Source organism: Microbacterium sp. NPDC007973 (assembly GCF_042958465.1).
GTDB classification, from domain to species: Bacteria; Actinomycetota; Actinomycetes; order Actinomycetales; family Microbacteriaceae; genus Microbacterium; species Microbacterium galbum.
In genome coordinates this window covers 503,456-521,154 of sequence record NZ_JBIBJJ010000001.1, presented here as the reverse complement: position 1 = coordinate 521,154, position 17,699 = coordinate 503,456, and the positions used below count along the sequence as shown (strand labels likewise).

General features: G+C 73.7%; 13 protein-coding genes. 6 read left to right on the top strand and 7 right to left on the bottom strand.

Translation table 11 applies throughout. The annotated features are described in order from the left end of the window. Window positions 1–61 precede the first annotated feature (61 nt). Together ACFZA2_RS02705 and ACFZA2_RS02700 are read left to right on the top strand one after the other, a co-directional pair. On the top strand, window positions 62–2,905 hold the full coding sequence (locus ACFZA2_RS02705) for a glycosyltransferase (RefSeq protein WP_391400246.1): 2,844 nt from the start codon (window positions 62–64) through the stop codon (window positions 2,903–2,905). Then, window positions 2,902–4,293, top strand: a complete 1,392-nt coding sequence (locus tag ACFZA2_RS02700; protein ID WP_391400243.1) for a DUF5719 family protein — start codon at window positions 2,902–2,904, stop codon at window positions 4,291–4,293. Before ACFZA2_RS02705 ends, ACFZA2_RS02700 begins: the two co-directional genes overlap by 4 nt. A gap of 33 nt (window positions 4,294–4,326) precedes the next feature. On the opposite strand, the gene ACFZA2_RS02695 is transcribed toward ACFZA2_RS02700, so the two are convergent. Continuing rightward, a complete protein-coding gene (locus ACFZA2_RS02695; protein WP_391401501.1) occupies window positions 4,327–4,758 on the bottom strand; it encodes a hypothetical protein in 432 nt (143 codons plus the stop codon). A gap of 263 nt (window positions 4,759–5,021) precedes the next feature. On the opposite strand from ACFZA2_RS02695, the gene ACFZA2_RS02690 reads away from it, so the two are divergent. Further along, on the top strand, window positions 5,022–5,228 hold the full coding sequence (locus ACFZA2_RS02690; protein WP_136587001.1) for a DUF3499 family protein: 207 nt from the start codon (window positions 5,022–5,024) through the stop codon (window positions 5,226–5,228). Between the two features lie 157 nt (window positions 5,229–5,385). Here the strand turns inward: ACFZA2_RS02690 and ACFZA2_RS02685 are convergent, their stop codons facing one another. Continuing rightward, window positions 5,386–6,216 (bottom strand): RDD family protein, encoded by an 831-nt coding sequence (locus ACFZA2_RS02685; protein WP_391400240.1) that lies wholly within the window; start codon window positions 6,214–6,216, stop codon window positions 5,386–5,388. A gap of 16 nt (window positions 6,217–6,232) precedes the next feature. On the opposite strand from ACFZA2_RS02685, the gene ACFZA2_RS02680 reads away from it, so the two are divergent. The 3 genes from ACFZA2_RS02680 (at window position 6,233) to katG (ending at window position 10,130) form a co-directional block, all read left to right on the top strand. Further along, window positions 6,233–7,228, top strand: a complete 996-nt coding sequence (locus ACFZA2_RS02680) for a stage II sporulation protein M (protein WP_391400237.1) — start codon at window positions 6,233–6,235, stop codon at window positions 7,226–7,228. Window positions 7,229–7,419: 191 nt separating this feature from the next. Then, window positions 7,420–7,881 carry a Fur family transcriptional regulator gene (locus tag ACFZA2_RS02675; RefSeq protein WP_315993314.1) on the top strand — a complete coding sequence of 154 codons (462 nt, stop codon included), beginning with the start codon at window positions 7,420–7,422 and terminating at the stop codon, window positions 7,879–7,881. Next, window positions 7,878–10,130 carry a catalase/peroxidase HPI gene (katG, locus tag ACFZA2_RS02670; RefSeq protein WP_391400233.1) on the top strand — a complete coding sequence of 751 codons (2,253 nt, stop codon included), beginning with the start codon at window positions 7,878–7,880 and terminating at the stop codon, window positions 10,128–10,130. Before ACFZA2_RS02675 ends, katG begins: the two co-directional genes overlap by 4 nt. A 505-nt stretch (window positions 10,131–10,635) precedes the next feature. On the opposite strand, the gene ACFZA2_RS02665 is transcribed toward katG, so the two are convergent. The 5 genes from ACFZA2_RS02665 to ACFZA2_RS02645 form a co-directional block, all read right to left on the bottom strand. Continuing rightward, window positions 10,636–11,595, bottom strand: coding sequence for an NAD-dependent epimerase/dehydratase family protein (locus tag ACFZA2_RS02665; RefSeq protein ID WP_391400230.1), 960 nt, complete (start codon window positions 11,593–11,595; stop codon window positions 10,636–10,638). Further along, on the bottom strand, window positions 11,592–14,267 hold the full coding sequence (locus ACFZA2_RS02660) for an alpha/beta fold hydrolase (protein WP_391400227.1): 2,676 nt from the start codon (window positions 14,265–14,267) through the stop codon (window positions 11,592–11,594). Before ACFZA2_RS02660 ends, ACFZA2_RS02665 begins: the two co-directional genes overlap by 4 nt. Beyond that, window positions 14,264–15,286 (bottom strand): 3-oxoacyl-ACP synthase III, encoded by a 1,023-nt coding sequence (locus tag ACFZA2_RS02655; RefSeq protein ID WP_298874550.1) that lies wholly within the window; start codon window positions 15,284–15,286, stop codon window positions 14,264–14,266. Before ACFZA2_RS02655 ends, ACFZA2_RS02660 begins: the two co-directional genes overlap by 4 nt. Window positions 15,287–15,411: 125 nt before the next feature. After that, a complete protein-coding gene (locus ACFZA2_RS02650; protein WP_363393024.1) occupies window positions 15,412–16,713 on the bottom strand; it encodes a DUF58 domain-containing protein in 1,302 nt (433 codons plus the stop codon). After that, window positions 16,713–17,642, bottom strand: a complete 930-nt coding sequence (locus ACFZA2_RS02645) for an AAA family ATPase (RefSeq protein WP_391401498.1) — start codon at window positions 17,640–17,642, stop codon at window positions 16,713–16,715. The genes ACFZA2_RS02650 and ACFZA2_RS02645 overlap by 1 nt, the downstream gene beginning before the upstream one ends. Window positions 17,643–17,699 lie beyond the last annotated feature (57 nt).

Sequence of the window (17,699 nt, the reverse complement as noted above, 5' to 3'; positions counted from 1 at the left end):
TCGGCGTCCCGACGGCGCGGCGTCCGTGATCGCGGAGGAGCCGACTTAGGCTGATCCGGTCATGCCCGCCCGTGTACACGCCATCCTCGTCGTGCGTCCCGAAGGACGCACCCCCGCCGCGAACCATCTGCAGCGCACGCTCGCAGCCCTCGCGGCCCAGACCCGTCCGGTCGACGCCCTGACCATCGTCTTGTGCGGCGCCGACCCGGCCTTGACGCAGGTCGCGGCCTCCTCCGGCGCTGAAGGCGTCATCACGGCTCCGGCCGGCACCCCGTTCGCCGTCGCGACGGCCCTGGCCACGCCGCGCCTGACCGGTGACGCCGTGTGGCTGCTCGCACAGGACACCGCGCCCGATCCCGACGCCCTCGTCCGTCTCGCGGGTGCCCTCGAGCTGTCGTCGTCGCTCGTGATCGCGGCGCCCAAGCTCGTGTCGTGGGACGACCGCGACGAGATCGTGTCGCTGGGCGTGAGCATGAACCGCTACGGCGGCACGGTCGAACTCGCCAAGGGCGAGCTCGACCAGGGTCAGCACGACGCGGATGCCGACGTGCTCGGTGCCGACGTGCGCGGCATGCTCGTGCGTCGCGAGGCGTGGACCGCGCTCGGCGGTCTGGACCCCGCCCTCGGTGGGGCCGACGAGGGGCTCGATCTCGGCGTGCGCGCGCGCCTCGCGGGCGATCTCGTCTCGCTCGTGCCGGCGGCGCGCGTCGCGGTGGCGGGCGACGGCGTGGCCGCGATGGCCCGCGGTCGCCGTCGGGCGCGTCGTCGCGCGTTCGCCACGCGCACCGCGCAGTTGCACCGGCGGTTGGCGTACGCGCCGTCCGCGGCCGTGCTGCTGCATTGGCTCTCGTTCCTGCCGCTCGCCCTGTGGCGCACGGTCATGCACCTCGTGACGAAGATGCCCTACCGGGTGCTGCCGGAGTGGGGGGCGACGCTGCTCGTCCTCTTCCGACCCGCCGCCGTCGCGCGCGCCCGTCGCCGCATCCGGACGGTACGCCGCGTGGGGTGGTCGCGCATCGCGCCGCTGCGCATCTCGCGGGCGCAGATGCGCCTGCGTCTCGACGCCGACGGCGCCGACCCCGACGCCCCCGTTCGTTCGGAGCTGCGCTTCTTCGTCGGCGGGGGCGCGTGGGCCGTCCTCGGCGCGCTCGCCGTGTCGGCGGCGCTCTTCGCCCCCCTGCTGGCCTGGCCCGTCCTCGGCGGGGGAGCGCTGCTGCCGCTCCGTGCCGACATCGCTCAGCTCTGGCAGGACGCCGCCTGGGGCGCTCGCCCCCTCGGTCTGGATGCCGTGGGACCGGCAGACCCGTTCTCGGCGCTCGTCGCGCTCCTCGGCACGCTCTCGCCGGGGGACCCCTCGCGAGCCTTCGTCGTGCTGTGGGTGCTCGCGCTCCCGCTGGCGGTGCTGGGCGGCTGGTTCGCCGCCACGCGGGTGACCGAGTCGTCGCTGCTGCGCATCACCGCCGCCTTCGCGTGGGCCCTCGCCCCCACCTTCCTCGCCGCCCTCGTGGAGGGCCGCCCCGCTGCCGTGCTGCTGCACCTGCTGCTGCCGTGGCTGTTCTTCGCGGCGAGCGTGGCCCATCGGTCGTGGGCGCCGGCCGGAGCGGCATCCCTCCTCCTGGTCGCCGTGCTCGCGTGCGCCCCGTCGCTTGCGCCCGCGGTGGTCGTGCTGTGGTCGGCGGCGCTCATCGTGGTGGCGCTCGTCGCGGGCCGCGGAGTGGCGCGCGTGGTGTGGCTGATCGTGCCGTCGGCGGTCATCTTCGCGCCCCTGGTGTGGACGCAGGTGCGTCGCGGGACGCCGTGGGCGCTGCTGGCGGATCCGGGCGTTCCCTACGCCGGGGCGGAGGCCACGGCCGACCCCCTGGGTCGGGCGCTCCTGGCGGCGGGCTTCCCGACGTCGGATCCCGGCGGCTGGGCTGCCGTGTTCGACGGGCCCGTGTGGTGGGTGGGGCTGCTGGTCGCGCCTCTCGCCGTGCTCGCGCTGCTCGCGGTGCTGACGCCCCGCTGGGTGACGGCATCCGCTCTGCTGGTGATCGCGGTCACGGGGCTCGCCACGGCCTTCGCCGCGGTGGGCGTCGCCGTGTCGTTCCGCGACGCGATCGCCGTGCCCGTGTGGGCCGGATCGGGCCTGAGCCTCGCGTGGGTCGGCCTGGTCGGCGCCGCCGTCGTCGCGCTCGACGCCGGCCTCGTGGAGCGCGTGCGCGTGCTGCGACCGATCGGCGCGCTGGCCGCTCTGGCGGCGCTGCTCGTCGCCGTGGCCCCGGCGCTGACCGCGCAGACCGCCTCCGTCGAGAGCGGTCGCTCGGTGCTGACCAACGGTCCGGTGTCGACCCTGCCGGCCTTCGTCGCCGCCGAGGGGCGCGGCTCCACCGACATCGGCACCATCGTGCTCGACCCCCGCGCCGACGGCATGCGCGTCGACGTCGTCTGGGGCGGCAGCGCCACCCTGTCCGGTCAGAGCACCGTGCAGGCCACGCGCACCGCCGCGTCGCCCGCGGACGAGGAGCTCGCGGCGCTCGCCGCCGATCTCGTCACTCCGTCCGCCGACGACGTCGTCACGCGTCTGGCTGATCGTGGCATCGGCTTCGTGCTGCTGGCGTCAGCGCCCGCGGGCGAGGACGACGTGATCCGCGGGGCGCGTCTCGGTGCGGCCACGTCGCTCGACCAGCGCGACCTGCTCGACCCGGTGGGGGCCACCTCCCGCGGCGACCTCTGGCGCGTGAACACCACCATCGTCGCCCGTGCGCCCATCGACGATCACCAGGTGCGTCTCCAGCGCCTGGTCACTCTCGCCTCGCTGGGCGTGGTGCTGGTCGCGCTCCTGCTCGCCGTGCCCACCGCCGCCTCGCGCCGGGTCGCCCGGCGGACGCCGCGCACGGTCGGCCCGATCTCGGGAGGATCACGATGAGCGATCGTCGTCTCGTCCGCTTCGCCGCCACGAGCGCCCGCGTCGTGGCGGGGGCAGCCGTCGCCACGGCGGCCGTCGTCGGCACCGTCGCGGGTATCGCCGCGCCCTGGCCCGAGTACGCCGCCGAGCCGGTCCGGGTGCAGGCGACCCCCGCGCCCTCCGACACCGTCCTCGCGTGCGACGGCCCGCTGCTGGCGCTCGGTCGCAGCGCCGACGCGGCGAACAGCCTGAGCGCCGCCGCCGCGCAGCAGGTGGTGAGCGGTCCCTCCTCCGCTTCCGCGGAGACGTCGGCGCTCACCGGGGCGACGGGCGGCGACGACGGTTCCGCCGACGCCCTGCGTGCCGCCCCGCAGGACGGTGTGCAGACCCCGCTGGCCGCTGCCGGTTCGGCGACCGCGGTGTCGGAGGACCTCACCGGCTTCGCCGCCTCCGCCTGCCGCGCGCCCCTCGCCGAGTCGTGGCTCGTGGGCGGCGCCTCCACCACCGGGTCGAATGACCTCGTCGTCCTCGCCAACCCGGGAACCGTCCCGGCGACCGTCCAGCTGTCGGTCTACGGTGCCCAGGGCGTCTCGACCCCTCCCGGTGGCAGCAATCTCGTCGTCCCGCCCGGTGAGCGCCGCGTCGTGCCCCTCGCCGGCCTGCTGCTGGGCGAGGAGAGCCCGGTGGTGCGGGTCGTGGCATCCGGTGCCCCCGTGCACGCCTCGTTGCAGGCGAGCCTCACGCGCGTGCTGCTGCCGGGCGGCAGCGACCAGGTCGCGCCTCTCGCCCAGGCCGACACGCGCCTGGTGATCCCCGGGGTGCAGGTGCTGACGACGGGGGAGGGCCAGGCGGGGACCGTCCTGCGCCTTCTCGCACCGGGCGCCGACACCACGGCGACGGTGACCATGACCCCGTTGGATGCCGCGACCGCGGTGCCGGAGGCCCGCTCGGTGCCGCTCACGGCAGGACTCCCGACCTCGCTCGACCTCTCGGGCGTCGCGGCCGGGGCCTACACCGTCGAGGTGACGGCCGCCGCTCCCGTCGTCGCAGGCGCGTGGTCGACCACGGGCTTCGGCGAGGGCGCGGACTTCGCCTGGTACGCCGCCGCCCCCGCGTTCTCGTCGTCCGGAGTGATCGCCGTCGCCTCGGGCGTCGGTGCCGCCGTGGTGATCGCCGGCGACGCGAGCGACGCGACGGTCACCCTCACGCCGGTCGACGGGGGAGACCCGCTGACGACCGCGGTGGGGGCCGGCGAGAGCGTCGCCCTCCCCGTCGGCACGGGGGTCTACCGCTTCGACACCGATGCGCCGGTGCGCGCCGCGGTGTCGTACGCGGGGGCCGGCGCACTCGCGTCGTACCCGCTGTGGCCGGCGGACGCCGCGGCCTCGGCGGTCACCGTCCTGCCCTAGGCCCCGGGCGCCGGGTCACGGCATCCGGACCGGTCAGAGGAAGCGGAAGCGCTCGGGCCCGAGGTCCCATGGGTCGCGATCGAGGAACTCCGCGGCCGCGCGGAAGACGGCGCCCTCGATCATCATGCGACGGTGCAGGTCGTCGTCGTGGTGCGGGTGACCGAGGCGCTCGATCGGCACGCGGTACAGGATGATGCGCTTCTCATCGCGCAGTACCGTCCAGCGGGGGATGCCGTCACCGGCCGCCGGAGGCATGATGCCGATCTCGAACGAGACCTCGCGCAGCTCGGGCCAGGCGGAGCGCAGGAACTCCGCCGCCGTACTGACGGCGACGTCGAACCGCTCGACCCGGGTGTCGATCGGGGGCAGCGGTGGACGGACGACCGGGCTGCGGTTCTCGCGGCCGTGCCGACCGTGACGGGAGGGGCGGACGACCGGACGCGCTTCGCGGGATCGACGACGCATCATCCGCCCATCCTACGTTCGTCGGCGGGTCGCGCCGGGCGTCGGACAACGGTCGGTGCCGGCGGGGAGTCGTCCGCACGTCCGCTCCGCGTCGGTGCCCTCCGCCGCACGGCGATCGGCCCCGGGCCCCTGCATCGCCGGGGTATGCCTGTGCGCACCCCGCCTCCGCCGTCTTCTGCGGCGCCGGTTCCCGGCATCCGGGGTGCTCCTCATCCCGGCGCGGCGTCGTGGCGGTGTCGGAGGGGCTGGGTAGGCTGACCGCGATGCGCGACAGACTCTGCTCGAAGGTGGGATGCGCCCGCGAGGCGATGAGCACCCTCACCTACGACTACGGCGACCAGATGGCGGCCCTCGGCCCCCTGGGACCCGCGGGTGACCCGCACGCGCACGACCTGTGCGCGATCCACGCCGACCGCCTGTCGGTCCCCAAGGGCTGGGTCGTCGTGCGCCACGAGACGCTGCGCGCCTGAGACCGGCCGTACCGCGCGTCTGGCCCGGTCCGCCCTTCGCGTCGTGGCGCCGGCTTTCCCGGTTCGAGGCGCGTTCCGCTCCGTGGGGCAGGGGATCGGCGCCCGGAATGCGGTGATCCGCCCCGAAGGCGGCGCTCCCTCGCCCGCGACCCGCAGCTCAGGCGCGCTCGGTGAGGGCGGCGGCCCGCTCGTTCTCGAGCAGGAGAGCGCGATACTCGCGATCGCGTCGCACCGCCGACACCGCGCGGACCAGGCTCTCGGCATCCACCGCGGGGATCGGCGAGACGAAGGGCCGAACCGCCTCGGCGAGCGAGACCGCCACGCGCGCGCGTGCGGCGGGGGTGAGCGTGTCGGCCCCGCGCACGAACTGCGACAGTCGCGCGGCGAGGCGGTCGGGCAGACGAGAGACGTCGGCGACCTGCGCCCACGCCTCGAGACCGAGCGGGATGCCGGGGGCCTCGAGGGGCAGGCGCGGGGTGCGCGTCCGTTCGCTGGCGGTGCCCGCGAGGAGGTCGCCGAGGCGCTGAGAGCGCGGGGTGAACATCCCGACGACCGCGGCGATCGCGCCGAAGGTGAACCAGATCTCGAGCACCCCCGTCAGCGCGCGGATGAGCGCCTGACGGAAGCCGGAGGCGCCGCCGTCGGTGCGGACGATGCGCGCCCCCACCGCGAGGCGACCGAGACTGCGCCCGCGCGACAGCGTCTCGACCGTGGTGGGCACCGCCACCATCACGAGCACGAGCAGCGTGATCACGCCGATGCCGAGGGCGGATTCCGGCAGCGAGCCCTGCGCGGTGAGGGTGGCGAGCAGAAGGGCACCGCCGAAGAGCAGCACCGCGCCGATCACGACGTCGATGACCGCGCCCACCGCGCGCAGGAAGAACCCGATCGGCTGGACGTCGAGGGCGACGGCCTCACCGGTGAGCGTCTCCTCGGCGGTGGTGTGCACGAGCGAGACCGCGGGGGAGGGGACCGGGGTCGATGCCATGCGTACAGTTGACCACATGGACCTCGACGCGCTCACGGCCGCGCGCCGCCGCGAGTGGGAGCGGCTCGACGAGCTCGGCAGACGCCGTCGCCTGAGCGGCGAGGAGGTCGACGAGCTCGTCACCCGCTACCGGGCGGCTTCCGCGGATCTGGCCGACATCAAGACCTCGGCCGGTCGCACCCCGCAGGGCGACTACGTCTCGATCCTGCTCGCGCGCACGCGTCTGCGTCTCACCGGCGTGCGCGAGAACGTGCTGAAGCAGCTTCCGCGCTTCTTCCTCCTCCAGCTGCCCGCGGCGTTGTACCGCGTGCGGTGGATGACGCTGGCGGTGACGGTGTTCTTCCTGGTCGTGGCCACCCTCGTCGCGCTGTGGATCTCGGGCGACCCGCAGGCCGTGGCCGCGCTCGGGGCGCAGAGCGATCTGCAGCGCTACGCCGACGAGCAGTTCGTCGACTACTACCGCGAGAACCCGAATGCGATCTTCGCCGGCACCGTGTGGACGAACAACGCCTGGATCGCGGCGCAGTGCGTGCTGTTCGGGGTGACGGGGTTCTGGCCGCTCATGGTCATCATGCAGAACGCGGTCGGCGTGGGGACCTCGGCCGCGATCATGGTCGCCTTCGACCGGGCCGACGTGTTCTTCCAGTTCATCCTCCCGCACGGCCTGCTGGAGCTCACGGCGATCTTCGTCGCGGGGGCGGCGGGGCTGCAGATCTTCTGGGCGTGGGTCGCCCCGGGGCGTCGCACCCGCGCGGCGGCGCTCGCGGCGGCGGGACGCTCCCTCGCGACCGTCGCCGTCGGACTCGTGTTCGCGCTGGCGCTGTCGGGTCTCGTCGAGGGCTTCGTCACCCCGCGCGAGTGGCCCTGGCCCATCAAGATCGCGATCGGCGCGGCCGCCCTCGGCGTCTTCCTCTTCTACATGCTGTGGGTCGGACGCCGCGCGGTCCGAGCGGGGGAGACGGGCGACCTCACCGAATACGAGGCGGGCACTCCCACGCTGACGGCCGGCTGACGGCATCCGGATGCCGACCCGGGGGCGCCGTGGAAGCTTCGGGGTTCCAGGGGCGTTCCGCGGGGACGGGCGGCTCCGGCGCCGTGCGCGCGGCGCAGCGCAAACGCCCCGCGTCGTGCCGCCCGCACCCCGATCGCGTCGTTCACCGGCGTGTCATTTTTGATTCATTCAAAACTAGGTAGGCTCGACGCATGCTCGACAGTCAGCCGGACGCCCCCGCGGATGCCCTCATCCGTGGTGCGGGCTTGCGGGTCACGACGACGCGCGTCGCCGTGCTCGAGGCCCTGCGCGCCCGGCCGCACGCCACCGCCGACGACGTGTTCGCACGGGTCAGCGGCACCCTCGCCGGCACGAGCAAGCAATCCGTGTACAACGCGCTCGGCGACTTCGCCGACGCGGGTCTCGCGCGCCGCATCGAACCGGCCGGGCACTCCGGCACGTTCGAGCTGCGCGTCGGAGACAACCACCACCACGTGGTGTGCACCGGATGCGGACGCATCGACGACGTGGATTGCGTCGTCGGCGCGGCGCCGTGCCTGCACGTGCCGGAGGGGAGCGGTTTCGTCATCGAGACCGCCGAGGTGACGTTCTGGGGCGTGTGCCCCGACTGCCGGGCCGAGTCCGAAGCCGAAAAACCGAGAGGATCCCGATGAGCGACACTCTGAACGGATGCCCCGTCTTCCACGACGGCGCCGCCCCCGACGACAACCGACTGCCGGTGGGCGAGGCCCCCGCCGACAGCGAGCCCGCCGGCGCCCTGCCGCACCCGACCCAGGGATCCGCCAACCGCGTGTGGTGGCCCGAGTCCCTGAACGTGAAAATCCTCGCGAAGAACAACGCCCTCCGCGACCCGCTCGACGAGGGCTTCGACTACAAGGCCGCGTTCGAGGCGCTCGATCTCGAGGCCGTGAAGAAGGACCTGCAGGCCGTCATGACGACCTCGCAGGACTGGTGGCCCGCCGACTTCGGTCACTACGGCCCCCTCATGATCCGCATGGCCTGGCACAGCGCCGGCACCTATCGCGTGACCGACGGTCGCGGCGGCTCGGGCGCGGGCATGCAGCGCTTCGCCCCGCTGAACAGCTGGCCCGACAACGTCAACCTCGACAAGGCGCGCCGCCTGCTCTGGCCCGTCAAGAAGAAGTACGGCCAGTCCATCTCGTGGGCCGACCTCATGATCCTCGCCGGCAACGTCGCGCTGGAGGACATGGGCTTCCCCACCTTCGGCTTCGCCGGCGGCCGAACCGACGTGTGGGAGCCCGACGACGACGTGTACTGGGGTCCCGAGACCACCTGGCTCGGCGACGAGCGCTACACCGGCAACCGCGAGCTCGAGCGCCCGCTCGCCGCCGTTCAGATGGGCCTGATCTACGTCAACCCCGAGGGGCCCAACGGCAACCCCGACCCGCAGCTGTCGGCCCACGACATCCGCGAGACGTTCGGCCGCATGGCCATGAACGACGAGGAGACCGTCGCCCTCATCGCCGGTGGACACACCTTCGGCAAGACGCACGGTGCGGCGAGCGACTCGCACGTGGGCGTCAACCCCGAGGCCGCCGACATCGAGGATCAGGGCCTGGGCTGGAAGAACAGCCACGGCACCGGCAAGGGCGACGACACCATCACCAGCGGTCTCGAGGTCACCTGGACCTACCACCCGACCCGGTGGGACAACGAGTTCTTCCACATCCTCTTCGCCTACGAGTGGGAGCTCTTCCAGAGCCCCGCGGGAGCGCACCAGTGGCGTCCCGTCAACGGCGGGGGAGCCGACATGGTCCCCGAGGCGCACTCGGCCGGACGCCGCGAGCCCCGCATGCTCACGAGCGACCTGGCGCTGCGCGTCGACCCGGCGTACGAGAAGATCTCGCGGCGTTTCGCCGAAGACCCGGCGGCGTTCCAGGACGCGTTCGCCCGCGCGTGGTTCAAGCTGACCCACCGCGACATGGGCCCGCGCGAGCGCTACCTCGGTTCCGAGGTGCCCTCCGAGGTGCTCGTGTGGCAGGACCCGGTGCCCGCCGTCGACCACCCGCTCATCGACTCCGCGGATGCCGCGGCGCTCAAGCAGCAGATCCTCGACAGCGGCCTCACGGTGCAGCAGCTCGTCACCACGACGTGGGCCGCGGCATCCACGTTCCGCGGGAGCGACAAGCGCGGCGGCGTGAACGGCGCGCGTATCCGGCTCGAGCCGCAGAAGAGCTGGACGGTCAACAACCCCGAGCAGCTGGCATCCGTGCTCGAGGTGCTCGAGAAGATCAAGGCCGAGTTCGACGCACAGAGCGAGAAGAAGGTCTCGATCGCCGACCTGCTCGTGCTCGCGGGCAACGCCGGTGTCGAGCAGGCCGCCCTCGCCGGCGGCGTCGAGATCGAGGTGCCCTTCACCCCCGGTCGCACCGACGCCTCGCAGGAGCAGACCGAGATCGAGTCGTTCCGCTGGCTCGAGCCGATCGCCGACGGGTTCCGCAACTACGCCTCGCGCGAGGCGCGGCTGCCCGCGGAGTTCCTGCTGCTCGACAAGGCCAACCTGCTGACGCTCACCGCGCCCGAGATGACGGTGCTCGTCGGGGGCCTCCGCGCGATCGGCGCGAACTGGGACGGCAGCGACTGGGGCGTGTTCACCGACACCCCCGGCGCGCTGACGAACGACGTGTTCGCGAACCTCCTCGACCTCGGCACGACGTGGAAGCCGCTCGACAGCGGCAAGCACGCCTTCGAGGGCACGAAGGACGGCTCGGGCGAGAAGGTCGGCATCGGAACCCGCGTCGACCTGGTGTTCTCGTCGAACTCCGAACTGCGCGCGCTCGCCGAGGTGTACGCCTCGGATGACGCGAAGGAGAAGTTCGTGCGCGACTTCGTCGCCGCGTGGCGCAAGGTCACCGAGCTCGACCGGTTCGACCTGGTCTGAGCTCGACCCCCGCTGCGGCGGGGTTCGCGCTGCGGCTCGGTCGTCGCGGCATCCGGAAGGTCCGTCCCCTCGCGGGGCGGGCCTTCCGTCGTTCGGTGGCGCCTCGGTCCGTCTCCGTTCCGCCCCGCCGGGCAAGGTGTGTCCCACTTATGGCCGGTAGGAGGGGTGTGGGGTGACCATTTTCGGGACATCCACCGTCATATGTGGGACGAGTGCCGCGAGGAGTGGGACGCACTGCGGGGCCGGTGTGCAGCTTTGTCGGCGGTGGCTCGTCGGTGGCGGGGAGAGGGAGGTGTGTCCCACTTATGGTCGGTGCGAGGGACGTGAAGTGGTCATTCTGGGGACATGCGCCGTCAGAAGTGGGACATGCGCCGCCAGGAGTGGGACGCGCGCCGCTGAAGACGCGCGCCGTAGGACAGACGCGCTGCCGGAGACGCGCGCTGCCGGAGGTGTGGCGGATGCCGGAGGTGGGGCGGAGGCCGGAGGTGGGGCGGATGCCGCCGACTCAGGCGCGCGACAGGCGGCGCAGGCCCTCGTCGATCGAGACCGAGGGACGCCAGCGCAGGTCGCGGCGGATCTCGGTCTGATCGAACCAGTGCGCGGTCGACAGCTGCTCCGCGAGGAAACGCGTCATGGGCGGTTCGTCCTGCCCCGGGCGCACGGCCCACACGCGCTCGATGAGCGACCCGGCGGCCTTGGCGAGCCCCGAGGGCACGCTGAATCGCGGCGGCGTCACACCCGACGCGCGGCAGATCCCGGCGAGCAGGTCGCCCACGGGCCGCGGCTCGCCGTTGGTCAGCACGAAGGCGCGCCCGCTGACGTCCTCGACGCGGTCGAGGGCGGCGACGATGCCGGATGCCGCGTTGTCGACGTACGTGGAGTCGATGAGCGCCGTGCCGCCGTCCAGCAGCGGCAGCGTGCCGCGACGAGCGCGGTCGACCACGCGCGCGATGAGCTGGGTGTCACCCGGCCCCCACACCAGGTGCGGTCGGATCGCGACGAGCGCGGTGCCGTCGCCGGCGCGCGAAAGCGCGAGCAGTTCGGCCTCGGCCTTGGTGCGGGCGTACTCGCCGTGCGCGGCATCCGGGTCGGCGGGCTCGGCGCCGACGCCCGCGAGGGCGTGTCCGGCGTGCGCGACCGAGGGCGACGACACGTGCACGATGCGCGAGACGCCCGCGGCGGCAGCGGCGTCGAGGAGCGTGCGCGTCCCCTCCACGTTCACGGCGCGGAACTGCGCCGGGTCCCCCGCGAGGGAGACCTTCGCGGCGAGGTGCACGATCCCGTCGACGCCGTCGAGAGCGGATGCCACGGCATCGGCATCCGTCACCGAACCGAGACGATCGTCGGCGCCGTCGACGCCCGAGGGGCGGCGCTGCAGCGTGCGCACGTCGTGACCGTCGTGCTGGAGGGCGCGGACGACGGCGCGGCCGAGGAAGCCGGAGGCACCGGTGGCGAGGACCCTCACAGCGCCGACGCTTTCTCGCCCGCGAGCACCCGCTCGGCCCACGCGGCCACGCGGGAGCGGTCGATCTTGGAGTTGTGGCGGATATCGGTCGGCAGGCTCGGCACGGCCAGCACGGCGGCCAGCGACTGCGCGGTGGCCGCGCGGACGGCGCCGGTGAGCTCGAGGGATGCCAGGCCCGGATGCCGGACGCCGGACTCGACGACGGCGACGACGACCTGTCGACCGACGGGGCCCACGCCGACCGCGGCGGCGCGGACGACGGCGGAGACGGTCTCGACGTCCTGCTCGACGCCGACCGGGGTGACGGGCCCCTCCGCGGTGGTGATGACGTGGGGGAGGCGCCCCTCGACCCACAGGCGCCCCTCGGCGTCGAGGTGACCGACGTCGCCGGTGCGATGCCAGCGGGCGGGGAGGCCGCGCCGGGCGTCGCGGTCGGTCAGGTGCAGGCGGAAGTAGCCGCGCTTGAGATGCGGCGCCGAGATGACGATCTCGCCGGTGACCCCGGCATCCGTCGTCGTCTCATCGGCCGCGCGGCCCCGGTCGTCGAGGGGCGAGATGCGCACCTCGCCCGTCCCGAGGGGACGACCGACGCACACCCCGCGGTCTCCCGCAGCGGCCTCGATCTCGGGCAGGGTGACGTCGGCCACCAGCAGGCATTCCGTCATGCCGTAGGGCGTGTGCGCGACCGCGTTCGGCATGAGCGCCTGAGCCCGCCGCAGCAGGTCGACGCCCACGGGCGCGCCGGTCGAGAGAAACGTCTGCACACGCGCCAGCGCCGAGCGATCGGCATCCGTCAGACGGTCGGCGGTGGCCACGACGTTGGCGACGGCGGCGGGGGAGAGGAAGACGATCTTCGCATCGGAGGCGCGCACGGCGGCCGCGACCGCGGCGGCGGTGAGGGTGCGCGGAGCCGAGACGTCCATGTCGGGCGTCGCCGAGCGGGTGCCGAGCGCCGGGCCCAGCAGCGCGAAGGGCGCGAAGCCGGTCACGAGCCCCGTGTCGGCCGACACCGCGAAGTGCGTGGCGAGGGTGTCGCGCAAGGCTGTCAACTGCGCGTGCGTGTACACGACGCCCTTGGCGGGACCGGTCGAGCCCGAGGTGAAGAGCACCGCCGCCTCGGCGTCGGCTGCGGGCGGCTTCGGCAGCGTCCGCCCCCGACCGGCGCGCGCGAGATCCGACAGGCTGGCCTCGACCCCCAGTGCGCGCGAGGTCGCGGCGGGCAGGGACGTTGACGAGATGCGGCGCCCGGGCCACCCCAGGGCGCGCGCCGCGGCGAGCCCCGCGACCTCGCCAATCACCACATCGGGGACGGCACCGCGCACCGCGCGCGACAGACCCCGGATGCCGAGACCCCGGTCGGCGACGACGACCACGGCGCCGATGCGCAGGCACGCGTACAGCGCGGCCGTGAGCGTCGGGCCGGGCTGCACGAGCAGCGAGACGCGGTCGCCGGCGCGGACGCCGAACGCGTCGAGCCCCGCGGCGATCTCGTCGACCCGCGCGGCGAGCTGTCGCCAGCTCACCCGCAGCGGTCCGCCGTCGCCCGAGGCCGTGGTCATGTCGATCACGGCGGTGTCGTCGTCATCGCGGCGGGCGTCGAGGGCGTCCCAGAGGCGACCGGCGGGGGCAGTGCCCGTGTCGGTGCCGGTGCCGGCGCGCTTCGTCGGGGACGAGCGACGCGAGCGCGCGGGTACCGTTGCGGCATCCACGATCTTCTCGTCGAGCCAATCGAGCACCACGTCGGCGTAGGGGCGCTCCTCGGCGATCAGGTGGCCCGCGCCCTCGAAGCGGTGCACGTCGGCGTGGGGGAGACGCTCGGTGAGGTCGTCGAGGTGGTCCTCGCCGAACACGGGGTCTTTCGGACCGCGCAGGAGCAGCGCGGGCACCTCGAGTTCGCGCAGCCCCGCCGACATGCGATGCAGGGCGGGGGTGCTGACGTGGTCCGGCGTCGCCGGGATGTCGGCGACGAATCCGCCGATGCCCCGACGCCGTGCCACGGTCGCGTACGGCGCGCGGAAAGCGGCGCGCACGGCGGGGTCGAGGTCGGCGAGGGCGAGGGTGACGTCGAGGAACGCCGTCGTGCCGGTCGTGCCCGCCGCGAGCATGCCGCGAGCGGTCGCGACGCGCAGCGCGAAGGGCAGCTCGGCGCCGTCGGGGTGGTGCACGGCGGTGTTCAGCGCGATGACCGCGGCGACACGCTCGCGGTTCTCGACGGCCCAGCCGAGGGAGACGGGCCCGCCCCAGTCGTGTCCGATGGTGACGACCGGACCGCGGATGCCGAGCTCGGAGACGAGCGCGTCGAGATCGGCGATGCGCTGAGCGAGTGTGCGGCGCAGCGAGGAGCGCTCCGAGAAACCCATCTCGAGCTGGTCCACGGCGACGACGCGCCACGCGGCGCGGCCCTCGAGCGCGCGGTCGAGCGAGGCGGTCACGAGCGCGCGCCACAGGTAGGACCACGTCGGATTGCCGTGCACGGCGATGATCGTGCCGAGCGGCTCGACGCCGTGCTCGGCGAGGGTGCCCCCGGTGTCGAGCACGTGCCAGAGGCGCGACGCTCCGCGGTCGTCGAGGACGCCCTCGACGCTGACGAGCCGCGACAGAGACGGGTCGAGGCCGGGGAGCCCGGCCGGGGGGAGGGTGGCCTGCGGTCCGGTCACGCGGGGGTGGCTCACCAGGCCAGCTCCAGCATGCCGGTGTTCAAGCCGGAGCCCACTCCCATCAGCAGCACGCGATCACCTCGCCGCAGCGTCTTCTGCTCGGCGGCGAGGGTGATGGGGATGGATGCCGGGCCCACATTGCCCAGCTCGGGGTACGTGACCGGGACCCGGTCGCGGTCGAGCTTCGCGGCGCGAACGATCGCACCGGTGTGCACCGACGAGACCTGGTGGGTGACGTAGCGGTCCATGCCGGTCCAGTCGAATTCGCCCTTCGCTTCTTTCCAGGCCGAGACGACGAGGTCGAGTCCGCCCTTCAGCAGCGCCTTGGCGTCGGTGAACATGCCGTCGACGCTGCCCACGCACAGGTCGTAGAACTGCGTCGCGGCACGCGTGACGCCGCCCACGATGCGGTGTCCCTCGGGGTGGTCGCTCGCGCGTCCCAGGACGGCCGCGGCGGCGCCCGACCCCAGGGTGAGCGAGGCGAACTCCTGCATGAAGGCGTCGCGGTCGAGATCTTCGCGCACGAGCCGGTTGATGGTGTTGACCTGGATCTCGTCGGCATCCTCGCCGTTGACGATGAGGGCGTACTTCACCTGCCCCGACTGGATCATGCCGGCTGCGAGACTCATACCGTTGATGAAGCCGAGGCACGCGTTGGCGACATCGAAGTTGATGGCCGAGCTCGGCAGGCCGAGGCCGTGGTGCAGTCGCACGGCGACGGAGGGCTCGAGGTGCTTGCGGGTGACCGACGTGTTGATGATGAGGCCGATCTCGCTCGCGTCGACCCCGGCCTCGGCGAGGGCCTGCTTGCCGGCGGCGATCGTCGCCTCATCCGACGACTCGCCCTCCGCCCAGTTGCGGCGCTCGTTGACGCCCGCGACGCGGCGCAGAAGACCCGGCTTGAGCTTGAGTCGCTTCAGCGCGGGAGCCAGACGCTCCTCGATGTCATCCGACGTCGTGACGCGGCTGGGCAAGACGCTCGCCACCGACACGAGGGCCACATCGTCGAAGTGCGTGGTGGCGTTACCTGGCAAGAGAGCTCCCGCATCCTGTGCGTAGACGGCGAGGCCGCGCGCGGAGGGGACACGCTGACGACCGGAAGGGTACCCCCCAGGATAAGCCGCGTCGTATGTCGCGGGCTGCATGCGGGCTGGGTGTGCTACAGCCGCCCCGCCGCCTTCAGGGCGAGGTAGCGGTCGGCCACGAGCGGCGGCAGGTCGTCGGCGGAGGCCGCCACCGCGTCGCCGCCCGCGCGGACGACGGCGTCGCGCACGCGGTCCGCGTCGTGGCGCGCGCGCTCGATCGCAGCGGCGGCATACACGTCGGCCGCGTCGCGGTGGGCGGGCACGTCGCCGGGGCCGTCGGTCGCGGTCGCCACCAGCAGGCGCGACCGTGCGGCGACCGCGGGCAGCGACGCGAGGAAAGCGCGGGCGGCCTCGGGGTCGTCGGCGGCGGTCAGCAGCACCACGAGGGCCGGGCGCACCGACAGGCCGCGCACGTGGGCGAAGACGGCGTCCCAGTCGGTGTCGATCAACTGCGGGTCGACCGGGGTCATGGCATCCACGAGGGCGGGGAGCAGCTGCGCGCCGTCGACGCGGGTCACGCGGGCGCGGGGCACGCGGTCGAACATCACGAGGTGCACGTGGTCGCCGGCGCGACTGGCCAGGACCGACAGCAGGAGGGCGGCTTCCATGGCCGCGTCCAGCCGCACCCCGTCACCGACGCGCGCGGCGGCGGTACGGCCGGTGTCGATCACGATGACGACGTGGCGGTCGCGCTCGGGGCGCCAGGTGCGCAGCATGGTCGTGCCCGCGCGCGCGGTCGCGCGCCAGTCGATCGAGCGTACGTCGTCGCCGCGCACGTACTCCCGCAGGCTGTCGAACTCGGTGCCCTGCCCGCGGACCTGCAGCGTGGTGTTGCCGTCGAGTTCGCGCAGACGGGCCAGGCGCGAGGGCAGGTGGCGACGCGATGTGAACGGCGGCAGCACGCGGAGGCGGGCCGGGGCGTCGACCCGGGCCTGCCGACCCGCCAGGCCAAGCGGTCCGAGGGCGCGCACCACGACGAAGGCGCTGCGCAGCTCGCCGCGCCGACGGGGGAGCAGCGGCAGCGGCGCGGCCCGTCTCTCGCCCGGCGGCACGGTGAGGCGCAGACGCTCCTCGGGCGCGCCCGCCGTCGGCTGCCAGGCGTCGCGCACGTGCGCGCGCAGCAGGCGCGTACCGAGGTTGCGCACGCGCAGCTCTCCCGAGACGGGTTCGTCGCGCAGGGCGCGCTCGGGCAGGGTCCGCGTGACCTCGACCCGGCGCGGATCGGCCGCCGCCGCCGCATCGGCGGCCATCGCGAGGGCGCACAGCAGCACCCAACCGCCCGCCGCGATCCAGGCCGGCACCCCCGCGGTGCTGAGCAGCACGAGGGGGACGACGCCGAGGGCGACGAGGAGAGCGAGGCGGCCGGTGACGAACATCAGATCGGGACGCGGGTCTGCTGCAGGACGGAGGTGAGGATGGCATCCACCGAGACGCCCTCGATCTCGGCCTCGGGACGCAGACGGATGCGGTGGCGCCACACGGGGACGAGCATCGTCTGCACGTGGTCGGGGGTGATCGCGGGGTACCCGCCGAGCCACGCCCACGCCTTGGCGGCGGCGAGCAGGCCGGTGGTCGCGCGCGGGCTCACCCCGAGCTGCACGGACGGGCTCTGCCGCGTGGCCCGCGCAAGGTCGACGACGTAGCCGAGCACGTCGTCGGCGACGGCGACGGATGCCGCCGCCCGCTGCGCGGCGAGGATCTCGTCCGCCGTGACGGCAGGAGTGACCCCCGCCTCGTCGAGGCGCCGCGGGTCGAACCCCTGCGCGTGACGGCGGAGGACGTCGACCTCGGCGTCGCGGCCGGGCAGATCGACGACGAGCTTGAGCAGGAAGCGGTCGAGCTGCGCCTCGGGCAGCGTGTAGGTGCCCTCGTGCTCGATGGGGTTCTGCGTCGCGGCCACCAGGAAGGGATCGGGCAGGGCGCGACTCACCCCGTCGCTCGACACCTGCCGCTCCTCCATCGCCTCGAGCAGGGCGGCCTGCGTCTTGGGGGGCGTGCGGTTGATCTCATCGGCGAGCAGCACGTGGGTGAACACCGGACCCGGTCGGAACTCGAATCCGCCCGCGCGGGCGTCGTACACCAGCGATCCGGTCACATCGCCCGGCATGAGGTCGGGCGTGAACTGCACGCGGTGCGTGTCGAGACCGAGGGCGCGGCTGAACGAGCGCACGAGCAGCGTCTTGGCGACGCCCGGCACGCCCTCCAGCAGCACGTGTCCGCGCGAGAGAAGGGCGATGAGCAGCCCGGTCACCGTGCCGTCCTGGCCGACGACCGCTTTGGCCACCTCGAGGCGCACGCGGTGCATCGCCTCGCGGAGGGTCGCGTGGTCGTCGGACGGGCCGGACGGATCGGGGCGAACGGA